Origin of the sequence: Pseudomonas sp. N-137 (genome assembly GCF_034555295.1) — a bacterium.
Taxonomy (GTDB): Bacteria; Pseudomonadota; Gammaproteobacteria; order Pseudomonadales; family Pseudomonadaceae; genus Aquipseudomonas; species Aquipseudomonas rhizophila.
Genome location: NZ_JAXUDQ010000029.1, coordinates 86,808 through 109,110 on the forward strand (window position 1 = coordinate 86,808; position 22,303 = coordinate 109,110).

General features: G+C 60.2%; 20 protein-coding genes. 13 read left to right on the top strand and 7 right to left on the bottom strand.

Annotation, left to right across the window (positions count from 1 at the left end; genetic code table 11):
• Window positions 1-5: 5 nt before the first annotated feature.
• The 4 genes from crcB to T3A99_RS20225 all read right to left on the bottom strand — a co-directional run bounded on the left by crcB (window position 6) and on the right by T3A99_RS20225 (window position 4,958).
• Complete coding sequence (gene crcB / locus T3A99_RS20210; RefSeq protein ID WP_047227715.1) at window positions 6-380, bottom strand: fluoride efflux transporter CrcB; 375 nt, start codon at window positions 378-380, stop codon at window positions 6-8.
• Window positions 377-1,702 (bottom strand): replication-associated recombination protein A, encoded by a 1,326-nt coding sequence (locus T3A99_RS20215; protein WP_047227716.1) that lies wholly within the window; start codon window positions 1,700-1,702, stop codon window positions 377-379. Before T3A99_RS20215 ends, crcB begins: the two co-directional genes overlap by 4 nt.
• A 168-nt stretch (window positions 1,703-1,870) precedes the next feature.
• A complete protein-coding gene (lolA, locus tag T3A99_RS20220; RefSeq protein ID WP_047227717.1) occupies window positions 1,871-2,494 on the bottom strand; it encodes an outer membrane lipoprotein chaperone LolA in 624 nt (207 codons plus the stop codon).
• A gap of 58 nt (window positions 2,495-2,552) precedes the next feature.
• Window positions 2,553-4,958, bottom strand: a complete 2,406-nt coding sequence (locus tag T3A99_RS20225; protein WP_076385477.1) for a DNA translocase FtsK — start codon at window positions 4,956-4,958, stop codon at window positions 2,553-2,555.
• Window positions 4,959-5,276: 318 nt separating this feature from the next.
• Between T3A99_RS20225 and trxB the strand changes: the two genes are divergently transcribed.
• From trxB to infA, 4 genes are all read left to right on the top strand, one after another.
• Window positions 5,277-6,236 carry a thioredoxin-disulfide reductase gene (gene trxB / locus T3A99_RS20230; RefSeq protein WP_107322300.1) on the top strand — a complete coding sequence of 320 codons (960 nt, stop codon included), beginning with the start codon at window positions 5,277-5,279 and terminating at the stop codon, window positions 6,234-6,236.
• Between the two features lie 70 nt (window positions 6,237-6,306).
• Entirely contained in the window at window positions 6,307-6,987 is a 681-nt protein-coding gene (gene aat, locus T3A99_RS20235; RefSeq protein WP_047227754.1) for a leucyl/phenylalanyl-tRNA--protein transferase, read from the top strand.
• A gap of 57 nt (window positions 6,988-7,044) precedes the next feature.
• The gene (locus tag T3A99_RS20240) at window positions 7,045-7,752 is read left to right on the top strand and encodes an arginyltransferase (RefSeq protein WP_047227720.1); all 708 of its coding nucleotides are present in this window, start codon (window positions 7,045-7,047) and stop codon (window positions 7,750-7,752) included.
• Window positions 7,753-7,852: 100 nt separating this feature from the next.
• Entirely contained in the window at window positions 7,853-8,071 is a 219-nt protein-coding gene (gene infA, locus T3A99_RS20245) for a translation initiation factor IF-1 (protein WP_002553999.1), read from the top strand.
• A gap of 244 nt (window positions 8,072-8,315) precedes the next feature.
• Here infA and clpA read toward each other — a convergent pair whose 3' ends face one another.
• Window positions 8,316-10,586 carry an ATP-dependent Clp protease ATP-binding subunit ClpA gene (gene clpA / locus T3A99_RS20250; protein WP_047227721.1) on the bottom strand — a complete coding sequence of 757 codons (2,271 nt, stop codon included), beginning with the start codon at window positions 10,584-10,586 and terminating at the stop codon, window positions 8,316-8,318.
• Window positions 10,587-10,615: 29 nt separating this feature from the next.
• The gene (clpS, locus tag T3A99_RS20255) at window positions 10,616-10,978 is read right to left on the bottom strand and encodes an ATP-dependent Clp protease adapter ClpS (protein ID WP_015094394.1); all 363 of its coding nucleotides are present in this window, start codon (window positions 10,976-10,978) and stop codon (window positions 10,616-10,618) included.
• A gap of 227 nt (window positions 10,979-11,205) precedes the next feature.
• Here clpS and cspD point away from each other — a divergent pair, with 227 nt between their 5' ends.
• A complete protein-coding gene (gene cspD / locus T3A99_RS20260) occupies window positions 11,206-11,478 on the top strand; it encodes a cold shock domain-containing protein CspD (protein ID WP_047227722.1) in 273 nt (90 codons plus the stop codon).
• 81 nt (window positions 11,479-11,559) lie between these two features.
• Here cspD and icd read toward each other — a convergent pair whose 3' ends face one another.
• Window positions 11,560-12,816 (bottom strand): NADP-dependent isocitrate dehydrogenase, encoded by a 1,257-nt coding sequence (icd, locus tag T3A99_RS20265; RefSeq protein WP_047227723.1) that lies wholly within the window; start codon window positions 12,814-12,816, stop codon window positions 11,560-11,562.
• Between the two features lie 481 nt (window positions 12,817-13,297).
• On the opposite strand from icd, the gene T3A99_RS20270 reads away from it, so the two are divergent.
• The 8 genes from T3A99_RS20270 to T3A99_RS20305 all read left to right on the top strand — a co-directional run bounded on the left by T3A99_RS20270 (window position 13,298) and on the right by T3A99_RS20305 (window position 22,294).
• Window positions 13,298-15,523: an NADP-dependent isocitrate dehydrogenase gene (locus tag T3A99_RS20270; RefSeq protein WP_047227724.1), complete on the top strand. Its 2,226-nt coding sequence runs from the start codon at window positions 13,298-13,300 to the stop codon at window positions 15,521-15,523.
• 218 nt (window positions 15,524-15,741) lie between these two features.
• Entirely contained in the window at window positions 15,742-16,188 is a 447-nt protein-coding gene (locus tag T3A99_RS20275) for an NUDIX hydrolase (RefSeq protein WP_139050646.1), read from the top strand.
• A gap of 59 nt (window positions 16,189-16,247) precedes the next feature.
• Window positions 16,248-17,372: a tRNA 2-thiouridine(34) synthase MnmA gene (gene mnmA, locus T3A99_RS20280; protein ID WP_322834735.1), complete on the top strand. Its 1,125-nt coding sequence runs from the start codon at window positions 16,248-16,250 to the stop codon at window positions 17,370-17,372.
• Entirely contained in the window at window positions 17,369-17,992 is a 624-nt protein-coding gene (gene hflD, locus T3A99_RS20285; RefSeq protein WP_047227727.1) for a high frequency lysogenization protein HflD, read from the top strand. Before mnmA ends, hflD begins: the two co-directional genes overlap by 4 nt.
• A gap of 258 nt (window positions 17,993-18,250) precedes the next feature.
• Complete coding sequence (gene purB / locus T3A99_RS20290; protein WP_322834736.1) at window positions 18,251-19,621, top strand: adenylosuccinate lyase; 1,371 nt, start codon at window positions 18,251-18,253, stop codon at window positions 19,619-19,621.
• An 83-nt stretch (window positions 19,622-19,704) separates the two neighbouring features.
• Complete coding sequence (locus T3A99_RS20295; RefSeq protein WP_047227729.1) at window positions 19,705-20,871, top strand: cupin domain-containing protein; 1,167 nt, start codon at window positions 19,705-19,707, stop codon at window positions 20,869-20,871.
• Window positions 20,864-21,289: a GNAT family N-acetyltransferase gene (locus T3A99_RS20300; protein ID WP_322834737.1), complete on the top strand. Its 426-nt coding sequence runs from the start codon at window positions 20,864-20,866 to the stop codon at window positions 21,287-21,289. The genes T3A99_RS20295 and T3A99_RS20300 overlap by 8 nt, the downstream gene beginning before the upstream one ends.
• A 243-nt stretch (window positions 21,290-21,532) precedes the next feature.
• A complete protein-coding gene (locus tag T3A99_RS20305) occupies window positions 21,533-22,294 on the top strand; it encodes a secretin N-terminal domain-containing protein (protein WP_047227731.1) in 762 nt (253 codons plus the stop codon).
• The last annotated feature ends 9 nt before the right edge of the window (window positions 22,295-22,303 follow it).

Consider the following 22,303-nt stretch of genomic DNA (forward strand, 5'->3'; position numbering starts at 1 on the left):
CGTTATCAAAGTTTGGTCAGGGACAGGCCAGCCCAGGTGGCGAGCAGCCCGCCGAATACGCTGATGGCCGCGTAGCCCAGGGCCAGCGGCACCTGCCCGCTTTCCAGCAGGCGCACCGTATCCAGTGAAAAGGATGAAAAAGTCGTCAGGCCGCCAAGAAAGCCGACCAACAGCCCCGCGCGCACCTCGATGGGCACCTCGGGGCGAATCAAAAACAGACCGTATAGAACGCCGATCAGCAGACAGCCCACGATATTAACGGCCAGCGTGGCGGTATAGAAGTGCCGCGGCCAATTTGCGTTGACCCAATTGCCAGTCGCAAAGCGCAACAACGTGCCGGCAACGCCACCAGCAGAGACTGCGAGGATCAAGGGGATCAAGGTTTTCTCCGCTGCCTTGGACTCAGACGGTCCAGTTGTGCCAAATGATTGAGTTTCTCGCCGATCTTCAGTTCAAGGCCACGGGGCACCGGCTGATAGAACGGCTGGGGTTCGAGTTCTTCGGGAAAATAGTCTTCACCGGCGGCATAGGCGTCCGGTTCGTCGTGAGCGTAACGGTATTCATCGCCATAGCCCAATTGCTTCATCAGTTTGGTCGGCGCGTTGCGCAGGTGCAGCGGCACTTCCAGGGAGCCATGCTCGGTGGCGCTGCGCATCGCGGCCTTGAAGCCCATGTACACCGCATTGCTCTTTGGCGCGCAAGCCAGGTAGGTGATGGCCTGGGCCACGGCGAGTTCGCCTTCCGGGCTGCCGAGGCGCTCCTGCACATCCCAGGCGGCCAGGCACAGGCTCAGGGCGCGGGGATCGGCATTGCCGATGTCTTCGCTGGCCATGCGTACCACTCGACGCGCCAGGTACAGCGGATCGCAGCCGCCGTCGATCATGCGCGCAAACCAGTACAAGGCCGCGTCGGGGTTGGAGCCACGGATGGATTTGTGCAGCGCCGAAATCTGGTCGTAGAACGCCTCACCGCCCTTGTCGAAGCGTCTACGGGTATCGCCCAACAGGCTTTGCAGCAGTTCGACGCCAATCTCGCTGTTGTCTTCGGCCAGGTCCGAGGCGTTTTCCAGCAGGTTGAGCAAGCGCCGGCCATCGCCATCGGCGGCCGAAAACAGGATCTGGAAGCCTTCGTCGCTGAGGCTCAACTGGCGTTTGCCCAGGCCGCGTTCCTCGGTCAGCGCCCGGTGCACCAACTTGCGCATCGCCGCCTCGTCGAGGCTCTTGAGCACATAGACCCGCGCCCGGGACAGCAAGGCGTTATTGAGTTCGAACGAAGGGTTTTCGGTGGTCGCGCCAATGAAGATCAGCGTCCCGTCTTCGACGTAGGGCAGGAACGCGTCCTGCTGCGACTTGTTGAAACGGTGCACTTCATCGACAAACAGGATGGTGCGCTTGCCGTATTGCCCGGCCTGTTGCTTGGCGACTTCCACCGCCTGGCGGATTTCCTTGACCCCGGCCAGCACTGCCGAAACCGTCTCGAAATGGGCATCCGAGACTTCGGCCAACAGCCGCGCCAGGGTGGTCTTGCCCACGCCCGGCGGGCCCCAGAAAATCATCGAATGCAGCGCGCCCTGCTCCAGCGCTTCGCGCAGAGGCTTGCCGCGAGCGAGCACATGCTCCTGGCCGACGTACTCATCCAGGTTGGTCGCGCGCAGGCGGGCGGCCAATGGCTGGGCAATCGGGGCGCTTCGAAACAGGTCCATGATTACTACAAAACCTCCGCTGGGTCCTGTTGCCGATCAGTTAAACAACGAACAACACAGTTCCCCTGTGGGAGCGAGCTTGCTCGCGATAGCGGTGTGTCAATCAACGGAGATGTTGAATGTGATGCAGCTATCGCGAGCAAGCTCGCTCCCACAGGGGGCTTGGGTTTACTCCTGGATCACGTCCGCACCCTTGGGGATGTCGAACTTGAACTTGGACGCAGCGATCGGCTCGTTGGCCTTGACCCCGGTGAACAGGATATTGGTGCGCTGACCGACACTGTCGATCAGTTGCATGTCGTTGACCAGACCGTTGCGAAAGGACAGGCGCAGGCTGTCGAACAGGCTGTCCCGGGTCTTGGGCTTGAGGGTGAAGTCAATCACGCCACCGGCCTCTTTGGAGCTGATGTCGAAACTCTGGCTGATCTTGGAAACATCGCCGGAGAGCAGCAACGCCGGCGTCTGGGTCAGGCGCTGATCCAGGGTCTTGATGGTGACCTGTTCCAGGTCCGGGTCCCACAGCGAGACTTTCTTGCCATCGGAAACCATCAGTTGTTCAGCCGGTGCATCGGTGTGCCAATAGAACAGGCCCGGACGCTGCAAGGCCATCTCACCGGCGGTTTCCTGCAACTGGGTACCACTGCCGTCGAGGGTCAGTTGGGAGAAGCGAGCGGTCAGGGTCTGGGAACGTTCCAGCAACTGGGTCAGGCGGGCCACGTCCTTTTCATCGGCATGGGCCGACAAGGTGGTCAGGGCCAGTACGGGCAACAGCAACATGCGAATCAGGCGCATGGGAGTCCTCTTGAAGTCGTGGGAGGTCGAGCGGCGTGTCGCCAGGCCGCTCAGGTCATTAATCGCGCATCGGGCCCGGCGCCAGTACTTCGCGCGAGCCGTTGGTGTTCATCGCCGTCACGACCCCGGCCATTTCCATGGCCTCGATCATGCGTGCGGCACGGTTGTAGCCGATCTTGAGCTTGCGCTGAACGGCGGAAATCGAGGCCCGGCGGCTTTCCAGGACAAACTGCACCGCTTCGTCATAGAGCGCATCGGTTTCGGCATCGTCATCGCCACCACCGCTGCTGCCCTCAAAGCCGCTGCCGGCCTCCTCGACACCATTGAGGATGTCGTCGTTGTATTCAGGGGCGCCACGCAGTTTCCAGGCTTCAACGACCCGGTGCACTTCATCGTCGGACACGAACGCACCGTGCACACGAATCGGCAGGCTGGTGCCCGGCGGCATGTAGAGCATGTCACCGTGGCCCAGCAACTGCTCGGCGCCACCCTGGTCGATGATGGTCCGCGAGTCGATCTTGCTCGACACCTGGAACGCCATGCGGGTCGGAATGTTGGCCTTGATCAGGCCGGTGATCACGTCCACCGACGGCCGCTGCGTCGCGAGAATCAGGTGGATACCAGCGGCACGGGCCTTCTGGGCGATCCGGGCGATCAGTTCTTCGACCTTTTTGCCGACGATCATCATCATGTCGGCGAATTCGTCCACCACCACCACGATGGTCGGCAGCTTGTGCAGCAGCGGCGCTTCGTCGTGGATGTTCTCGCGGTGGTACAGCGGGTCGCTCAACGGCGTACCGGCCTCTTCGGCCTCCTTGACCTTGGCATTGAAGCCCGACAGGTTACGCACGCCCATCTTTGCCATCAGCTTGTAGCGGCGCTCCATCTCGGCAACGCTCCAGCGCAGGGCGTTGGCGGCGTCCTTCATGTCGGTCACCACCGGGCACAGCAGGTGCGGAATGCCTTCATAGATCGACAGCTCGAGCATTTTCGGGTCGATCATGATCAGCTTGGCGTCTTCCGGGCCGGACTTGAACAGGATCGACAGGATCATCGCGTTCACACCCACCGACTTACCGGAACCGGTGGTACCGGCCACCAGCAGGTGCGGCATTTTCGCCAGGTCAGTGATGACAGGCTTGCCGCCGATGTCATGGCCCAGGGCCAGGGTGACCGGCGACTTGTGGTTGTCGTATTCAGGGGTGGAGAGCACTTCGGAGAAGCGCACGATCTGCCGGTCTTCGTTGGGAATCTCGATGCCCACGGTGGTTTTGCCGGGAATCACTTCCACTACCCGCACGCTGGTCACGGCCAGAGAACGTGCCAGGTCCTTGGCCAGGTTGGCGATACGGCTGACCTTCACGCCGGCGGCCGGCTGGATTTCGTAACGGGTAATCACCGGGCCCGGGTGGATCGAATCCACCGAGACCTCGACGCCGAACTCCTTGAGCTTGATTTCCAGCAGGTGACCGACGGCCGCCAGGGATTCGGGGGAATAGTTGAGCTGTTTCTTTTCGGCCGGGTCCAGGATCGAGATCGGCGGCAAGGTGCCTTCCACCGCGCTGTCAACGAACAGCGGCGCCTGTTTCTCTTTCTGCACGCGCTTGCTCTGCTCCGGCGCCTTGGCCGGAGCCATGGTGATGACCGGCGGCACCTGTTTCTCGCGCTCGGACATGTGCTTGCTCAGGGCCTGTTCACGTTCGATCAGGCGTTCCTTGACCTTGGCCTGCTCACGCTTGTCCGTGACGGTCGGGGCCACCACGTCGTGGACGCGGTCATCCACCTCGCGCAGTTGCGCCACCAGTTGCTTGCGCTCGGTGCGCGCCGCCCACCAGCGATTCATCGCTCCCTGGATCAGCTCGATCAGGTCCAGGGTGATCTTGCCGGTGACATCCATCACCTTGAACCATGACAAATCGGTGAACACCGTCAGGCCGAACAGGAACAGGGCGATGAACAGCAGCGTGCTGCCCTGGATGTTCAGGGCGTTTTTGGCCAGCTCGCCAAGACTTTCCCCCAGCGCACCGCCCGCTCCGGCCGGCAGGCCGGTGGGAGCGTGAAAATGGATATGGGCCAGCGCAGCGCCCGACAGCACCAGGAACACCAGGCCGATCAGGCGCCAGGAAAACAGCCAACCACTCCACTGCCAGGGCTCGTGGCGTTGACGGAAAATCTGATAGGCCTTGATCGCCAGCAAAAGCGGAAAGATGTAGGCGAAATAGCCCAGCACCATGAACAGGATGTCAGCGCTGTAGGAACCGGCCGGACCGCCGAAATTCTGCACATCGTCGATCTTGCTGTTGTGGCTCCAGCCCGGATCGTCCTTGCCATAGGTCAGCAAGGCCATCATCAGGAACAGGCACAAGGCGCCGATGGCGATCAACGCACCTTCCTTGAGCCGGTAGTGCAATTGCTGGCGCCAGAGCGGAACGACTGTTTTAGGTGCTGCGGTGGATTTCTTCAAAACGCTTCTTTTCCTGCGCCAAAGGCGCGTCCATCTGTTGAATGACTATAAAAAACTGCTCATCACGAGCAGGCAAAAAAGTGAATGTGCACAACCGGTACTACTTTTACCACTGTGACGTGCATCCAGAAAACCGCAGGTGTTGCCGAAGATTTTGATCTTTTGCCTCTCCTGCGTTCAAAACTCAAGCATTGTACGGGTTTGTCAGCCCCAAGGCATTGCCCGCACGATGGGCTACAGCATAGCCAAAAACCAGCTGTGTTGGCGTCAATTGGAGCATGCATTCTCTTTCGTGACAAAGGCTTATGAGGTGTTTTTATGAGCGAAGTGAAGCATTCACGCCTGATCATTCTCGGTTCCGGCCCTGCGGGATACAGCGCCGCTGTCTATGCCGCCCGTGCCAACCTCAAACCCGTTGTCATTACTGGCCTGCAGGCCGGTGGCCAGCTCACTACCACCGTCGAAGTCGACAACTGGCCCGGCGATGTCACGGACTTGACCGGTCCGGTGCTGATGGAACGCATGCAACGCCACGCCGAGCGCTTCGACACGCAGATCGTCTACGACCATATCCACACCGCCAAGTTGCAACAGCGCCCTTTCGAACTCATCGGCGACAGCGGCACCTACACCTGCGACGCGCTGATTATCGCCACTGGCGCTTCAGCCCAATACCTGGGCCTGGCCTCGGAGCAGACCTTCGCCGGCAGGGGCGTTTCCGCCTGTGCAACCTGCGACGGATTCTTTTACCGCAATCAGGTAGTGGCGGTGGTCGGTGGTGGCAATACGGCGGTTGAGGAGGCTTTGTACCTGTCCAACATCGCCCGCGAGGTACACCTGATTCACCGCCGGGACAAACTGCGCGCAGAGAAAATACTGCAGGACAAGCTGTTCGAAAAAGCCCGCCACGGCAATGTGAAACTGCACTGGAAGCAGAATCTGGATGAAGTGCTGGGTGACGCCAGCGGCGTCACCGGCGCGCGTCTGCGCCAAAGTGAGACCGGCCAGACCAGCACCTTGTCCCTGGCCGGCGTGTTTATCGCTATCGGCCATCAACCCAACACCGAGTTGTTCCAGGGCCAACTGACAATGCGCGACGGCTACCTGATCGTCCGCGGCGGCAGCGAGGGCAATGCCACTGCAACCGATATCGAAGGCGTGTTCGCCGCCGGCGACGTGGCCGATCACGTGTATCGACAGGCCATTACATCGGCCGGCGCCGGTTGCATGGCCGCACTCGACGCCGAGAAGTATCTCGATGACATTCCGGTGGTTTGACGGTTAACCTTTAGGCGGCCTCTTGTCTGCGCACAAGACCCGCCCTCCCCTTCTGCAAGCCCGGATGACCATGCTGACTTGGCTACAACGCAACACGTTCGATTTTCCGCCACTGGCCAAAGCCCTGAGCGACCCCAATGGCTTGCTGGCCGCCGGTGGCGACCTGTCCGCCGATCGGCTGATCCGGGCCTATCGCCACGGCTGTTTCCCGTGGTTCTCCGAAGGCCAGCCGATCTTGTGGTGGTCACCGGATCCACGCACCGTATTGTTTCCCGACGAACTGCATGTATCGCGCAGCCTGGGCAAGCTCCTGCGCAAGCAACGCTATGCCGTGACGTTCGACAAGGACTTTGCCGCTGTCATCGAGGCCTGCGCCGCGCCCCGGGACTATGCTGACGGCACCTGGATCACCGAGGCCATGCAAACCGCCTATCTGGAGCTGCATCGACGCGGTTTCGCCCATTCAGTGGAGGTATGGGACCAGGGTATATTGGTGGGCGGCCTGTATGGCCTGGCCATGGGGCAGCTGTTTTTTGGCGAGTCCATGTTCAGTCGGGCCGATAACGCCTCGAAATTCGGCTTCGCCACCCTGGTCCAACATCTCAAAGCGGCCGGTTTCGTGCTGATCGACTGCCAAATGCCCACCGAACACCTGCACAGCCTCGGCGCCCGGTCGATCCCAAGGGCTGAGTTTGCCGGCTACCTCAAGGCGCATCTGGACCAGCCCAACCACGCAACCTGGGTTTGCTGAGCGACAATGGCGCTCCTGGCTTACACTTAATCCAAAGCTTACTCCCGAGGGTTGATCATGACCGAGTTGGCGCGCTTGAAGTTCTATGCCACTCAACCCCACTCTTGCAGTTACCTGCCCGAGGAGCAGGCCACGACTCTGTTCCTCGACCCTAGCCAGCCCATGGATGTGCATGTCTACGCAGATCTGTCGGAGATGGGCTTCCGTCGCAGCGGCGATCATCTCTACCGGCCCCATTGCCAACATTGCAATGCGTGCGTTCCGGCGCGCATCCCCGTGGCTCAGTTTGTACCCAATCGCCAGCAGAAGCGGATTTTCAAGCGCAACGCCGACCTGCAGGTCCGGCCAGCCAAGCCGCAGTTCAGCGAGGAGTATTTCGATCTGTACCAGCGCTACATAGAGCAGCGCCACGCCGACGGCGACATGTACCCGCCCAGTCGTGATCAGTTTTCGACCTTTCTGGTCCGCGACCTGCCCTTTTCCCGCTTCTATGAGTTCCGCCTCGAAGGGCGACTGGTGGCAATCGCCGTCACAGACCTGCTGCCCAACGGGCTTTCGGCGGTGTACACCTTCTATGAGCCCGACGAAGAACGGCGCAGTCTGGGGCGTTTTGCCATCCTCTGGCAGATCAACGAAGCCCGGCGCCTCGGGCTGGAAGCGGTGTACTTGGGCTACTGGATCAAAAACTGCAAAAAAATGAATTACAAGACCCAATATCGCCCCATCGAATTGCTGATTAACCAGAGATGGGTCGTCCTCAGTTAGAACCCCTTGGCTTAAACCCCCTTTTTCGGGCACAATGCACGCCGCTTTTGCCTGGCGCAGTTGCACCGGGCCATTCACTGGATACCGAGGGCTTTACTGCATGTCGAAAGAAGACAGCTTCGAAATGGAAGGCACTGTCGTCGACACCCTGCCCAACACCATGTTTCGTGTGGAGTTGGAAAATGGGCACGTCGTAACCGCGCACATCTCCGGCAAGATGCGCAAGAACTACATTCGTATTCTTACCGGTGACAAAGTGCGCGTCGAGCTGACGCCCTATGACTTGAGCAAAGGGCGCATCACTTACCGCGCTCGCTAACAAGTCAATACAAAACGCCCGGCTGATGCCGGGCGTTTTTGTTTGTCTGGGATTTGCCCCTCTCTCCATGAGCACACAAAACCCTGTGGGAGCGAGCTTGCTCGCGATAGCTGTGGGCCAGCTTGCCCCAATGCCGAATGTACCGCCGCCATCGCGAGCAAGCTCGCTCCCACAAGGATTGATGTGAGTTCGGAATAGCAAAAAGGCGCCTTTCGGCGCCTTTTGCTTTTCCTGCGTGTAACGATCAGGCCATTTCAGCCGTGGTTTCGAAGTCGAAGGTCAGCTCGCCATCCTTGATGTCGATGTGGACCACACCGCCATGTTCGGCCAGTTCGCCAAAGAGGATCTCCTCCGCCAGTGGACGCTTGATCTTGTCCTGGATCAGGCGAGCCATCGGCCGTGCCCCCATCGTCACATCGTAACCACCGGCCGCCAGCCAACTGCGGGCCGCATCGGTGACTTCCAGCAGCACACGCTTGTCTTCGAGCTGCGCCTGAAGTTCGGTAAGGAACTTGTCCACCACACTCTTGATGACCTCATGGCTGAGGCGACCAAACTGGATAATGGTGTCCAAGCGGTTGCGGAATTCAGGCGTGAAGCTCTTCTTGATCACTTCCATCGCATCGGACGAATGGTCCTGATGGGTGAAACCGATCGAAGCGCGAGCCGCGGTTTCGGCGCCGGCGTTGGTGGTCATGATGATGATCACATTGCGGAAATCCGCCTTGCGCCCGTTGTTGTCGGTCAGCGTACCGTGATCCATGACCTGCAGGAGCAGGTTGAAGACTTCCGGATGCGCCTTCTCGATTTCATCGAGCAAGAGCACGCAATGCGGCTGCTTGGTGATGGCCTCGGTCAGCAGGCCGCCCTGGTCGAAACCGACATATCCCGGAGGCGCACCAATCAGACGCGATACGGTGTGACGCTCCATGTACTCGGACATGTCGAAGCGAACCAGCTCGATCCCCATCGCCTTGGCCAATTGCCGTGCGGCCTCGGTCTTGCCGACACCGGTGGGACCTGCGAACAGGAAAGAACCCACTGGTTTGTCCGGCGACTTGAGTCCGGCGCGAGACAACTTGATGGCGGTGGACAGCGAATCGATGGCTGCATCCTGACCGAACACGGTCAGCTTCAGGTCACGCTCCAGATTACGCAGCAGCTCCTTGTCGGAACTGGTGACGTGCTTGGGCGGAATCCGCGCGATTTTCGCCACGATGTCTTCGACCTGTGGCACTTCGATGCGCTTGACGCGCTTCTCCACTGGCTGAAGCCGCTGATAGGCACCCGCCTCGTCGATAACATCAATGGCCTTGTCCGGCATATGCCGGTCATTGATATAGCGCGAGGCCAGCTCAGCAGCGGCGCGCAGGGCTTCATCGCTGTATTCGATATTGTGGTGCAGTTCGAAACGCCCCTTCAGCCCACGCAGGATACCGATGGTGTCTTCCACCGAAGGCTCCGACACATCGACTTTCTGGAAACGCCGGGCCAGGGCACGGTCTTTTTCGAAGATCCCGCGAAATTCCTGGAACGTGGTCGAACCGATGCAACGGATATCACCCGAAGACAGCAGCGGCTTGAGCAGGTTCGAGGCATCCATGACGCCACCGGACGCGGCACCGGCACCAATGATGGTGTGGATTTCGTCGATGAACAGGATCGCCTGCGGACGCTTTTTCAGCTCGCCCAGCAATGCCTTGAAGCGCTTCTCGAAATCACCGCGGTACTTGGTGCCCGCCAGCAAGGCCCCCAGATCGAGGGAATACACCACACTGTTGGCGAGCAGGTCCGGCACCTGGTTATCGACGATGCGCTTGGCCAGGCCTTCGGCGATCGCAGTCTTGCCCACGCCCGCCTCGCCCACCAGCAGCGGGTTGTTCTTGCGGCGTCGGGCCAGGATCTGCGCGACCCGCTCGACTTCCGCCTCACGTCCGACCAGTGGATCGATACGCCCCTGGCGCGCCAGTTCATTCAGATTGCTGGCGTAGGCGTCCAGCGGATTGCCCGAAGAAGAAGACTCACCGCCCTCGTCATCCTGCATATCCTGTTCACCTTCGGAGTGATCGCCGTGCCCAGGTACCTTGGAAATGCCATGGGCGATGTAATTGACGACATCGATGCGCGCAACACTCTGCTGCTTGAGCAGGAAAACCGCCTGGCTTTCCTGTTCGCTGAAGATGGCGACCAGCACGTTGGCGCCGGTCACTTCACGCTTACCCGAGCTCTGTACATGAAAGACAGCACGCTGCAGGACACGCTGGAAGCCCAGGGTTGGCTGGGTTTCGCGATCCTCGTCATGAACGGGGATCAATGGCGTGGTGGAGTCGATGAACTCCTGCAAATCATGCTTGAGTTTATCGAGGTTTGCGCCGCAGGCACGCAAAACGGTGGCGGCAGCCTCGTTATCCAATAGGGCCAGCAGCAGGTGCTCGACGGTCATGAATTCATGACGCTTCGAACGAGCCTCCTTGAAGGCAAGATTGAGGGTGACTTCGAGCTCGCGGTTTAACATAGCTTCACCTCATACCCAAGTGGTCGGCGTTAACCGTCCTTCTCGATTTCACAGAGTAGCGGATGCTGGCTTTCCCGGGCGTACTGGTTGACCTGCATGGCCTTCGTCTCGGCGATGTCGCGGGTAAACACTCCACATACTGCCCGTCCCTCTGTATGGACGGCCAGCATGACCTTGGTCGCCAGCTCGCGATTCAGGTTAAAAAACACCTCGAGCACTTCGACGACGAAATCCATCGGTGTGTAGTCATCGTTGAACAAAACCACCTTGTACATCGGTGGCGCCTGTAATGCAGGCTTTGCTTCCTGAACAGCAATGCCTGCGGAATCGTCGTCATGTAGATCCGGGCGATCCTGATTGAATGTTAGTCGAATCTGGCTGATTGCATGCATGGAAAGAAAGGTTCGTTTAGTTGGCAAATACAGTGATGGGGGCGCTTGTAGGCGATTTCAACCACGTTCGCCGGGTCACCTTGACTATCGGGAAAACGGTGTTACAACCAATAGAGCCCATCGTGGGTTAAAAAGGTCCGTGGAATCGATCCTGTTTTCCAAGATTAGCCTGCGGATGGATTGGATGATACTCCACTGACGGAGTGTGTTGCAGAGGGATATGGCCTATGTCGGTCGTCAAGATGAGTGGCAAAGTCAAATGGTTCAACAATGCCAAGGGCTACGGTTTCATTATCGCAAACGGCAGGGATGAAGACCTTTTCGCCCATTACTCGGCGATTCAGATGGATGGCTATAAAACCCTGAGAGCCGGACAACGCGTCACGTTCGAAGTCATCCAGGGGCCCAAGGGCCTGCACGCGGTCAATATTGCACCCGACACCGTCGAAGATACCTCTTGCGCTACCCCCGTCAATGCCATGACCACTGAAGCCCATTGATCGGCACAAGCCTCCCCTGACAACAACAATGCCCGACTCGATCACTCGAGCCGGGCATTGTTTTGCTGACTGCCGATCCGCTTACATGTGCGAGATCAGTGCATCACCGAAGGCCGAGGAAGACAACAGCGTGGCGCCGTCCATCAGGCGCTCGAAGTCATAGGTCACGGTCTTGGCGGAAATCGCGCCGTTGGTGCCCTTGATGATCAGGTCGGCCGCTTCGGTCCACCCCATGTGCCGCAGCATCATTTCCGCCGACAGGATCAGCGAACCCGGGTTGACCTGGTCCTTGCCGGCATACTTGGGTGCCGTGCCGTGGGTGGCTTCGAACATCGCCACGGTGTCGGACAGGTTGGCGCCCGGCGCAATACCAATGCCCCCCACTTCCGCCGCCAGGGCGTCGGAGAGGTAGTCGCCGTTGAGGTTCAGGGTCGCGATCACATCGTATTCGGCCGGGCGCAGCAGGATTTGCTGGAGCATGGCATCGGCGATAGCGTCCTTGACGATGACGTTCTTGCCGGTTCTCGGGTTCTTGAACTGCATCCAAGGCCCACCGTCGAGCAGGGTCGCGCCGAATTCCTCGGCCGCCACTTCGTAGGCCCACTCCTTGAAGGCACCTTCGGTGAACTTCATGATGTTGCCTTTATGCACGATGGTCAGCGAATCGCGATCGTTATCCACTACATATTGCAAGGCCTTGCGGGCCAGACGCTGAGTGCCCTGCTTGGAAACCGGCTTGACGCCGATGCCGCAATTCTCGTCGAAACGGATCTTGGTAACGCCCATTTCTTCTTTCAGGAACTTGATGACCTTGGTGGCTTCGGGCGAACCGGCTTTCCACTCGATACCGGCGTAGATGTCTTCGGAGTTCTCACGGAAGATCGTCATGTCCACGTCGCCAGGCTTCTTGACCGGGCTTGGCACGCCTTCGAACCAGCGCACCGGACGCAGGCATACATACAAATCGAGCTGCTGGCGCAGGGCGACGTTCAGCGAGCGAATACCACCACCGACCGGCGTGGTCAGCGGGCCCTTGATGGAAACCACGTAGTCTTTGACCGCGTCCAGGGTTTCCTGGGGCAGCCAGGTGTCCTGGTCGTAAACCTGAGTTGCTTTCTCACCGGCGTAGACTTCCATCCAGGAAATCTTGCGCTTGCCGCCATAGGCCTTCTGAACCGCAGCGTCCACCACCTTGATCATGACCGGGCTGATATCGACGCCAATGCCGTCGCCTTCAATGAAGGGGATGATCGGGTTGTCGGGAACATTAAGAGAATGGTCTGCATTGACGGTGATTTTGTCACCGACGGCTGGAACCTGAATCTTTTGATACCCCATGCTGAACTCCATTGCTTGGATTGAACATCTGGCTGCGTTCGAGCGTACCCCAGTTGTATCGGCGCGCAAACCCTACGTTAGGCTCATCCGGGGAAAAGCGTTGCAGTTCGCGGTGTACAACCCTGAAAAACAAGGGAAAAGCGCCAAACGTGAGCATAGCCTGCTCCTCTAGCACTGCGACGTTTAGACCAATGGACGAGTACGCAAGTATATGAACCATCGGCAGATCGCCAGCTACCTATGTATAATGCCGCCGCTGACCACAGGGTCACGACGGCTGATGGCTCTATCACAAGACTTTCGGCCCGTTGAAAGCCGGACCGTTACCGCGGCCCGACCGCTTGACGCTCGACTGATGCACCCAACATCACCGCGAAGAAACCTCGACATTCGACTCACGGATGACTTTGAACGAACGCGCTTACCCGGCGCCCCTCGAGTTTCTGCGCATGCTTTAGCAAAGAAGAGAGTTAATCCGAATATGCCCACCCGCTCGAAGATCATCTACACCTTCACCGACGAAGCTCCCGCCCTCGCCACCTATTCGCTGCTGCCGATCGTCGAAGCCTTTACCGCCTCGGCCGACATCGCCGTGGAAACCCGCGATATCTCCCTTGCAGGGCGCATCCTGGCCAGCTTCCCCGAGCAACTGGGTGACAAAGCCGTCGCCGACCACCTCGCCGAACTGGGCGACCTGGCCGTGACGCCTGAAGCTAACATCATCAAGCTGCCGAACATCAGCGCCTCGGTGCCGCAACTGCAGGCCGCGATCAAGGAATTGCAGGCCCAGGGCTATGCACTGCCGGACTACCCGGAAACTGTGACCAGCGACGCCGAGAAAGACGCACGCGCCCGCTACGACAAGGTCAAGGGCAGCGCCGTGAACCCGGTCCTGCGTGAAGGCAACTCCGACCGCCGCGCACCGCTGTCGGTCAAGAACTACGCGCGCAAGCACCCGCACAAAATGGGCGCCTGGGCAGCCGACTCCAAGTCTCATGTGGCCCACATGAGCACCGGTGATTTCTACGGCAGCGAAAAAGCCGCCCTGATCGACGCCGCCGGCAGCGTGAAAATCGAGCTGATCGCTCAGGACGGCACTGCCACTGTCCTGAAAGAAAAAACCACCGTACAAGCCGGTGAGATCCTCGACTGCGCCGTGATGAGCAAGAACGCCCTGCGCGACTTCATCGCCGCTGAAATCGAAGACGCCAAGCAAAAAGGCGTCCTGCTGTCGGTCCACCTCAAGGCCACCATGATGAAGGTCTCCGACCCGATCATGTTCGGTCAGATCGTCGCCGAGTTCTACAAAGACGCCCTGGCCAAGCACGCACAAGTGCTGGAGCAGATCGGCTTCAACCTGAACAACGGCATCGGCGACCTGTACGCCCGCATCAAGGCCTTGCCGGCCGAGCAGCAGGCGCAGATCGAAGCCGACATCCAGGCGGTCTACGCGGCGCGCCCATCCCTGGCGATGGTCAACTCCGATAAAGGCATCACCAACCTGCACGTACCGAGCGACGTCATCGTCGACGCCTCGATGCCGGCCATGATCCGTGACTCCGGCAAGATGTGGGGCACCGACGGCCAGTTGCACGACACCAAGGCCGTGATCCCGGATCGCTGCTACGCCACCATCTACCAGGCGGTGATCGAAGACTGCAAGCAACACGGCGCTTTCGATCCGACCACCATGGGCAGCGTGCCGAACGTCGGCCTGATGGCCAAGAAAGCCGAAGAATACGGTTCCCACGACAAGACCTTCCAGATCAAGGCCGACGGCGTGGTCCGTGTTTCGGACAACACCGGTCGCACCCTGCTGGAGCAGAACGTCGAGGCGGGCGATATCTTCCGCATGTGCCAGACCAAGGACGCGCCGATCCAGGATTGGGTCAAGCTGGCCGTCAACCGTGCCCGCGCCAGCAGCACCCCGGCGATTTTCTGGCTGGACCCGATGCGCGCCCATGACGGCGTGGTGATCGAGAAAGTCCAGGCCTACCTGAAGAACCACGACACTGCCGGCCTGGACATCCGCATCATGTCGCCGGTCGACGCGATGAAATTCACCCTGGCCCGTACCCGCGAAGGCAAGGACACCATTTCGGTGACCGGCAACGTGCTGCGCGACTACCTGACCGACCTGTTCCCGATCATGGAACTGGGCACCAGCGCCAAGATGCTGTCGATCGTGCCGCTGATGAACGGCGGTGGCCTGTTCGAAACCGGCGCCGGCGGTTCGGCACCCAAGCACGTTCAGCAGTTGCTGGAAGAAAACTTCCTGCGCTGGGATTCCCTGGGCGAGTTCCTGGCCTTGGCCGCGTCCCTTGAACACCTGGGCGTGACCTACAACAACCCTAAAGCCCTGGTGCTGGCCAAGACCCTGGACCAGGCCACCGGTGAGTTCCTGGACCGCAACAAGTCGCCTTCGCGCAAGGTCGGCGGCATCGACAACCGCGGCAGCCACTTCTACCTGACCCTGTTCTGGGCCCAGGCATTGGCCGCGCAAAACGACGACGCAGCCCTCAAGGCCCAGTTCACTGCCCTGGCCAAGACACTGACCGACAACGAAGAAAAAATCGTTGCCGAGCTCAATGCCGTCCAAGGCAAACCGGTGGACATCGGCGGTTACTACTTCGCCAACCCGGAGCTGACCAGCAAGGCCATGCGCCCAAGCAACACCTTCAACGCGGCGATTGCTGCGCTGGTGTAAGGTTGTAAAGGAACACCACAAACCCCGGCCCTGGTGCCGGGGTTTGTGTTTCCAGACACACCATATTCCCCTGACAACACAGTATTCCCCTGTGGGAGCGAGCTTGCTCGCGATAGCGATATAACATTCAACATTGATATTGACTGACCCACCGCTATCGCGAGCAAGCTCGCTCCCACAGTGGCCCGTATTCCAATCTGAGAAATAGAGGAAACCCCATGGACTGGAACCCCCACATCACCGTCGCCACCATCGTCGAAGACAACGGCCGTTTCCTGATGGTGGAAGAATCCAAGGGCGGACGAGCGGTGCTCAACCAGCCTGCAGGCCACCTGGACCCGAACGAAACCCTGATCGAAGCCGCCGTGCGCGAAACCCTGGAAGAAACCGGCTGGGACGTCGAACCTACCAGCGTGGTGGGCATTTACCTGTACACCGCCCCCAGCAATGGCGTGACCTACCAACGGGTCTGTTTCGCCGCCAAGGCCTTGAACCACCGCCCGGACTATCCACTGGATGATGGCATCCTGGGCGCCAAGTGGCTGACCCGCAACGAGTTGCTCGAACAGCGTGACCACTGGCGCAGCGAGCTGATCATCCGCTGCATCGACGATTATCTGGCCGGTCATCGCCACAGTCTGACGCTGATCCGTCCTTCTCTTTAGCCTTGCGCGTCCGGGCCTGATAGAATCGCGTCCTTTTTCAAGACACTCATTGAACTGCTATGCGTGATCCAGCCCCTTCTGACACCACCAACAAGCGCGTCATTGTCGGCATGTCCGGCGGCGTGGACTCTTCCGTTTCCGCCCTTCTGCTGATCGAGCAGGGTTATGAGGTGGAAGGCCTGTTCATGAAGAACTGGGAAGAAGACGACGGAACCGAATACTGCACCGCCATGGACGACCTGGCGGACGCCCAGGCCGTCTGCGACAGGATCGACATCAAGCTGCACACCGCCAACTTCGCCGCCGAGTACTGGGACAACGTGTTCGAGCACTTCCTGGCCGAATACAAGGCCGGTCGTACGCCGAACCCGGACATCCTCTGCAACCGGGAAATCAAGTTCAAGGCGTTCCTCGACTACGCCATGATGCTCGGCGCTGACCTGATCGCTACCGGTCACTATGTGCGCCGCCGCGACATCGACGGCCGTACCGAACTGCTCAAGGGCCTGGACCCGAACAAGGACCAGAGCTACTTCCTGCACGCCGTCGGCGGCGAGCAGATCGCCAAGACCCTGTTCCCGGTGGGCGAGCTGGAAAAGCCGCAAGTGCGCGCGATCGCCGAAAAACACGCCCTGGCCACCGCCAAGAAGAAAGATTCCACCGGCATCTGCTTTATTGGTGAAAGGCGTTTCAGCGACTTTCTCAAGCAGTACCTGCCGGCCCAGCCAGGCGAAATCAAGACCACCGAAGGCGACGTCATCGGCCGCCACCATGGCCTGATGTACCACACCATCGGCCAGCGCCAGGGCCTGGGCATCGGCGGCCTGAAAGACGCCGGTGAAGAGCCGTGGTACGTGCTGGTCAAGGACCTGGAGCACAACGAGCTGATCGTCGGCCAGGGCAACGACCATCCGTGGTTGTTCTCCCGCGCCCTGCTCGCCTCCGACATCTATTGGGTCAACCCGATCGACCTCAGCCAACCGCGCCGTCTGACGGCCAAGGTTCGCTACCGCCAGAGTGATCAGCCCTGCATGCTGGAAAAAACCGCCACGGGCTATCGCGCGACGTTCGATGACCCACAACGAGCAGTCACACCCGGCCAGTCCGTGGTGTTCTACGACGGGGAAATCTGCCTGGGCGGCGGCGTGATCGAAGTCGCAGAGCCCTGGAGCAGCAAGGCATGAGTCCGACCCAGGAGCAACTGACGGCATTGGGCGGGGTGTTTCTCGCCGCCGTGCTGGTGGATCGGATCGCCAAGACCGGCCAGGCCACCGAAGCGGGCCTGAGCTGCATGCTCGGCAGCCTGCTGATTCGTGATCCCAAGGACACACTTGAAGTCTATGGCGGCGATGACCTGAACCTGCGCGAGGGTTATCGCGCACTGATCGGTGCCCTGGAGCGCGACCCCAGCACTCTGCAACGCGAGCCGCTGCGCTACGCGCTGTCGATGCTGGGTCTGGAACGGCAATTGGCCAAGCGCGACGACCTGCTGGATACCATCGGCAATCGCCTGCCGCAGATTCAGTCCCAGGTTGAACACTTCGGTCCCGCCCACGAAAACGTCATCGCCGCTTGCGGTGCGCTGTACCAGGACACCCTGAGCACCTTGCGCCAGCGCATTCAGGTACACGGCGACATGCGCAATCTGCAACAACCGAGCAATGCCTCGAAGATCCGCGCCCTGTTACTGGCCGGAATTCGCTCGGCGCGGCTGTGGCGGCAGTTGGGTGGTCATCGCTGGCAACTGGTGATCAGCCGACGCAAATTGCTGAAAGAGCTTTACCCGTTGATGCGCAACGAATAAGTCGCCTCAACCCGTTTTTTTTGTGGCGAGGGAGCTTGCTCCCGCTGGACTGCAACGCAGTCCTTTGAGTCCGGCTGATCCAGCGGACTGCCTGGACTCAGGGCCGCTTCGCGCCCCAGCGGGAGCAAGCTCCCTCGCCACAGGTGGTAAATAGTGTTCCGTTACGCGTAATACGCCGGTCAGTTGGCGACGGACCGGCGATTGTTTTCATGTATGATACGCGCCCCATTTCGTTGCCCGACTGTCCGAGAACACCCCATGCAGCTTTCTTCGCTCACTGCGGTTTCCCCTGTTGACGGCCGCTACGCCGGCAAAACCCAGGCCCTGCGCCCGATTTTCAGCGAGTACGGCCTGATCCGCGCTCGCGTCCTGGTTGAAGTGCGCTGGCTCCAGCGCCTTGCCGCTCACCCTGGCATTGCCGAAGTCCCGGCGTTTTCCGCGCAAGCCAACGCGGTGCTGAACGCCCTGGCTGAAAACTTTGTGCTGGAGCACGCCGAGCGCGTCAAAGAGATCGAGCGCACCACCAACCACGACGTCAAAGCCATTGAATACCTGCTCAAGGAGCAGGCGGCCAAGCTGCCGGAACTGGCCAACGTCAGCGAATTCATCCACTTTGCCTGCACCAGCGAGGACATCAACAACCTGTCCCACGCCCTGATGCTGCGCGAAGGCCGTGATGACGTGATGCTGCCGCTGATGCGCCAGACCGCCCAGGCCATCCGCGAGTCGGCAATCCGCTTCGCCGACGTTCCGATGCTATCGCGCACCCATGGTCAACCGGCTTCGCCGACCACCCTGGGCAAGGAACTGGCGAACGTGGTGTACCGCCTGGAGCGCCAGATCGCCCAGGTCGCCGCCGTGCCACTGCTGGGCAAGATCAACGGCGCCGTGGGCAACTACAACGCCCACCTGTCGGCCTACCCGGACATCGACTGGGAAGCCAACGCCCGCGCCTTCATCGAAGACGAGCTGGGCCTGAGCTTCAACCCGTACACCACCCAGATCGAGCCGCACGACTACATCGCCGAGCTGTTCGATGCGATCGCCCGTTTCAACACCATCCTGATCGACTTCGACCGTGACATCTGGGGCTACATCTCCCTGGGTTATTTCAAGCAGCGCACCATTGCCGGCGAAATCGGTTCCTCGACCATGCCGCACAAGGTCAACCCGATCGACTTCGAAAACTCCGAAGGCAACCTGGGCATCGCCAACGCGCTGTTCCAGCACCTGGCGAGCAAACTGCCGATCTCCCGCTGGCAGCGCGACCTGACCGACTCCACCGTGCTGCGCAACCTGGGCGTGGGCTTTGCCCACAGCGTCATTGCCTATGAAGCTAGCCTCAAGGGCATCAGCAAGCTGGAACTCAACGAGCAGAAAATCGCCGCCGACCTGGACGCCTGCTGGGAAGTCCTGGCCGAGCCGATCCAGACCGTGATGCGTCGCTACAACATCGAAAACCCGTATGAAAAGCTCAAAGAACTGACCCGTGGCAAGGGCATCAGTCCTGAAGCGTTGCAGACTTTCATTGATGGCCTGGACATGCCTGCCGAGGCCCGCGCCGAGCTGAAAAAGCTCACGCCGGCCAACTACATCGGCAACGCAGCGGCACAAGCCAAGCGCATCTGATCCACCGTTTTGCCCTGAGACGCCCGGCCGCGCCGGGCGTTTTTATTCGCGTCTGAAAAGTATATTTTTTCAATAGGTTACACATGAATCCTGATATTCCTCTGCAACTCCTGGGCGGCATCACGGCACGGGAGTTCCTGCGCGACTACTGGCAGAAAAAACCACTGCTGATCCGCCAGGCGATTCCAGACTTCCAAAGCCCGATCGATGCCGACGAACTGGCCGGCCTGGCCCTGGAAGAAGAAGTCGAATCGCGCTTGGTCATCGAGCACGGCGAACGTCCCTGGGAATTGCGTCGCGGCCCGTTTGCCGAAGACGAATTCAGCAAATTGCCGGAGCGCGAGTGGACCCTGCTGGTGCAGGCTGTCGATCAGTTCGTACCCGAAGTCAGCGAACTGCTGGAAAACTTCCGTTTCCTGCCGAGCTGGCGCATCGACGATGTGATGATCAGCTTCGCCGCCCCGGGTGGCAGCGTCGGCCCGCATTTCGACAATTACGATGTGTTCCTGCTGCAGGGCCATGGCCAGCGCAACTGGAAAATCGGCCAGATGTGCGACTCCGAGAGCCCGCTGCTGCAACACGCCGACCTGCGCATCCTCGCCGACTTCGAAGCCACCGACGAGTGGACCCTGGAACCGGGCGACATGCTTTACCTGCCGCCGCGCCTGGCGCACTGCGGCGTGGCCGTGGATGACTGCATGACCTACTCGGTAGGCTTCCGCGCGCCGAGCGCCGCCGAAGTGCTGACCCACTTCACCGACTTCCTCAGCCAGTTCCTGCCGGACGAAGAACGCTACACCGACGCCGATGCGCGCCCGGTGGCCGACCCGCACCAGATCCAGCACGACGCCCTCGATCGCCTCAAGGGCCTGCTGGCCGAGCACATGAGCGACGAGCGCCTGCTGCTGACCTGGTTCGGCCAGTTCATGACCGAGCCGCGCTACCCGGAGCTGGTGGTAGGCCCGGAACTGGAAGAAGACGACCTGCTGGCCGGCCTGGAACAGGGCGCAGTGATCATCCGCAACCCAAGCGCCCGCCTGGCCTGGTCGGAAGTCGATGATGACCTGCTGCTGTTTGCCAGCGGCCAGAGCCGTTATCTGCCGGGCAAGCTGCGCGACCTGCTGAAAATGATCTGCGCCGCCGATGCCCTGCACAGCGAAAACCTCGGCCCGTGGCTGGCCGACGAAGACGGTCGCGGCCTGATCTGCGAGCTGGTCAAGCAAGGCAGCCTGGGGTTCGCTGATGAATAAAATCCACGTTCGTGTCGCAGACTGGCAAAAGGATAACGCCGAGATCCGGCGCATTCGTGAGACTGTGTTCATTGCCGAGCAATCCGTCCCGCCTGAACTGGAATGGGATGCCGATGACCAGAGCGCGGTGCATTTTCTGGCGTTTGAAGGCGACTTCCCCATCGGCACCGCGCGCCTGTTGACTGACGGCCATATCGGTCGCGTCTCGGTCCTCAAGGATTGGCGCGGCCTGAAGGTGGGTGACGCACTGATGCACGCCGTGATCGCCGAAGCCGAGAAGCTCGGGCTCAAGCAACAGATGCTCAGCGCCCAGGTGCATGCCACGCCGTTCTACGAGCGACTGGGTTTTGCCGTGGTCAGCGAGGAGTTCCTGGAAGCCGGGATTCCGCATGTGGACATGGTTCGCCATTCAGCCTGAAACCCTGTGGCGCGGCCATCGCGAGCAAGCTCGCTCCCACAGGGATCTGCGGTGAACAGAGGTTTCGTGTACATCACTATTCCAATGTGGGAGCGAGCTTGCTCGCGATGAGGCCCTGAAGAACACCACAAAACGCCCCGCCATCCACCGATGCCGGGGCGTTTTGCCGTCTAACATTCAACTTGCCCCACCCCAGGCCGACAAACTGGCAATATCAAGCCTTTGTCTCGCGGAGAAATGGACATGTCCTTACGCACCCTGCTCGCCACCCTGCTGCTCGGCTGCAGCCTGTCGGTGATGGCCGCTACTGAAATCGTCCCGCTGAACTACCGAACCAGCGCCGACCTGTTGCCGGTGGCGCAGAATTTCATCGGCAAGGACGGCCAGGTCAGCGCCTATGGCAACCAACTGATCGTCAATGCCGAGCCCAGTAAAATCGAGGAGCTCAAGGCATTTCTCGCCCAACTGGACACCGCCCCCAAGCGCCTGCTGATCACGGTCGACACCAACGAAAACAACTTGCAGGGCGACCAGGGCTATTCGATCAACGGCGCCGCTCCCAGCCAGACCCGCATCATCAACCGCAGCACCGCCAGCCGCGAAGGCGGCGTGCAGCAGGTACAAGCCAGCGAAGGCCAGCCGGCGCTGATTCAGGTCGGCCAGAGCGTGCCGTTCACCAGCACCCAGACCGACACCTACGGCCGCCTGCAAAGCCAGACCGAATACCGCAACGTCACCCAGGGCTTCTATGTCACGGCCAGCGTCACCGGCGAGACCGTTCATCTGAACATCAGTACCAACCGTGACCGTATGAGCCAGGAACGTCCCGATGTAGTGAACGTTCAAAGTACCGACACAACGGTCAGCGGCCGCTTGGGTGAATGGATCACCCTGGCCGGGGTCAATCGCCAGACTCAGGCCGATAAACAGGGGCTGAGCCGCAGCTACTCGACCCAAGGCCGGGACGACATGATTCTGCGGGTCAAGGTGGACACCCTGAACTGAAGCACCAAA

Excerpts from the sequence above, each read along its gene's own strand:
- icd (WP_047227723.1), bottom strand. The coding sequence starts at position 12,816 with ATGGGGTATCAAAAGATTCAGGTTCCAGCCGTCGGTGACAAAATCACC.
- clpA (WP_047227721.1), bottom strand. The coding sequence starts at position 10,586 with ATGTTAAACCGCGAGCTCGAAGTCACCCTCAATCTTGCCTTCAAGGAG.
- T3A99_RS20295 (WP_047227729.1), top strand. The coding sequence starts at position 19,705 with ATGAATCCTGATATTCCTCTGCAACTCCTGGGCGGCATCACGGCACGG.
- mnmA (WP_322834735.1), top strand. The coding sequence starts at position 16,248 with ATGCGTGATCCAGCCCCTTCTGACACCACCAACAAGCGCGTCATTGTC.
- T3A99_RS20305 (WP_047227731.1), top strand. The coding sequence starts at position 21,533 with ATGTCCTTACGCACCCTGCTCGCCACCCTGCTGCTCGGCTGCAGCCTG.
- T3A99_RS20275 (WP_139050646.1), top strand. The coding sequence starts at position 15,742 with ATGGACTGGAACCCCCACATCACCGTCGCCACCATCGTCGAAGACAAC.
- purB (WP_322834736.1), top strand. The coding sequence starts at position 18,251 with ATGCAGCTTTCTTCGCTCACTGCGGTTTCCCCTGTTGACGGCCGCTAC.
- aat (WP_047227754.1), top strand. The coding sequence starts at position 6,307 with ATGCTGACTTGGCTACAACGCAACACGTTCGATTTTCCGCCACTGGCC.
- T3A99_RS20240 (WP_047227720.1), top strand. The coding sequence starts at position 7,045 with ATGACCGAGTTGGCGCGCTTGAAGTTCTATGCCACTCAACCCCACTCT.
- T3A99_RS20300 (WP_322834737.1), top strand. The coding sequence starts at position 20,864 with ATGAATAAAATCCACGTTCGTGTCGCAGACTGGCAAAAGGATAACGCC.
- T3A99_RS20215 (WP_047227716.1), bottom strand. The coding sequence starts at position 1,702 with ATGGACCTGTTTCGAAGCGCCCCGATTGCCCAGCCATTGGCCGCCCGC.
- T3A99_RS20270 (WP_047227724.1), top strand. The coding sequence starts at position 13,298 with ATGCCCACCCGCTCGAAGATCATCTACACCTTCACCGACGAAGCTCCC.
- lolA (WP_047227717.1), bottom strand. The coding sequence starts at position 2,494 with ATGCGCCTGATTCGCATGTTGCTGTTGCCCGTACTGGCCCTGACCACC.
- trxB (WP_107322300.1), top strand. The coding sequence starts at position 5,277 with ATGAGCGAAGTGAAGCATTCACGCCTGATCATTCTCGGTTCCGGCCCT.
- clpS (WP_015094394.1), bottom strand. The coding sequence starts at position 10,978 with ATGCATGCAATCAGCCAGATTCGACTAACATTCAATCAGGATCGCCCG.
- cspD (WP_047227722.1), top strand. The coding sequence starts at position 11,206 with ATGTCGGTCGTCAAGATGAGTGGCAAAGTCAAATGGTTCAACAATGCC.
- hflD (WP_047227727.1), top strand. The coding sequence starts at position 17,369 with ATGAGTCCGACCCAGGAGCAACTGACGGCATTGGGCGGGGTGTTTCTC.
- infA (WP_002553999.1), top strand. The coding sequence starts at position 7,853 with ATGTCGAAAGAAGACAGCTTCGAAATGGAAGGCACTGTCGTCGACACC.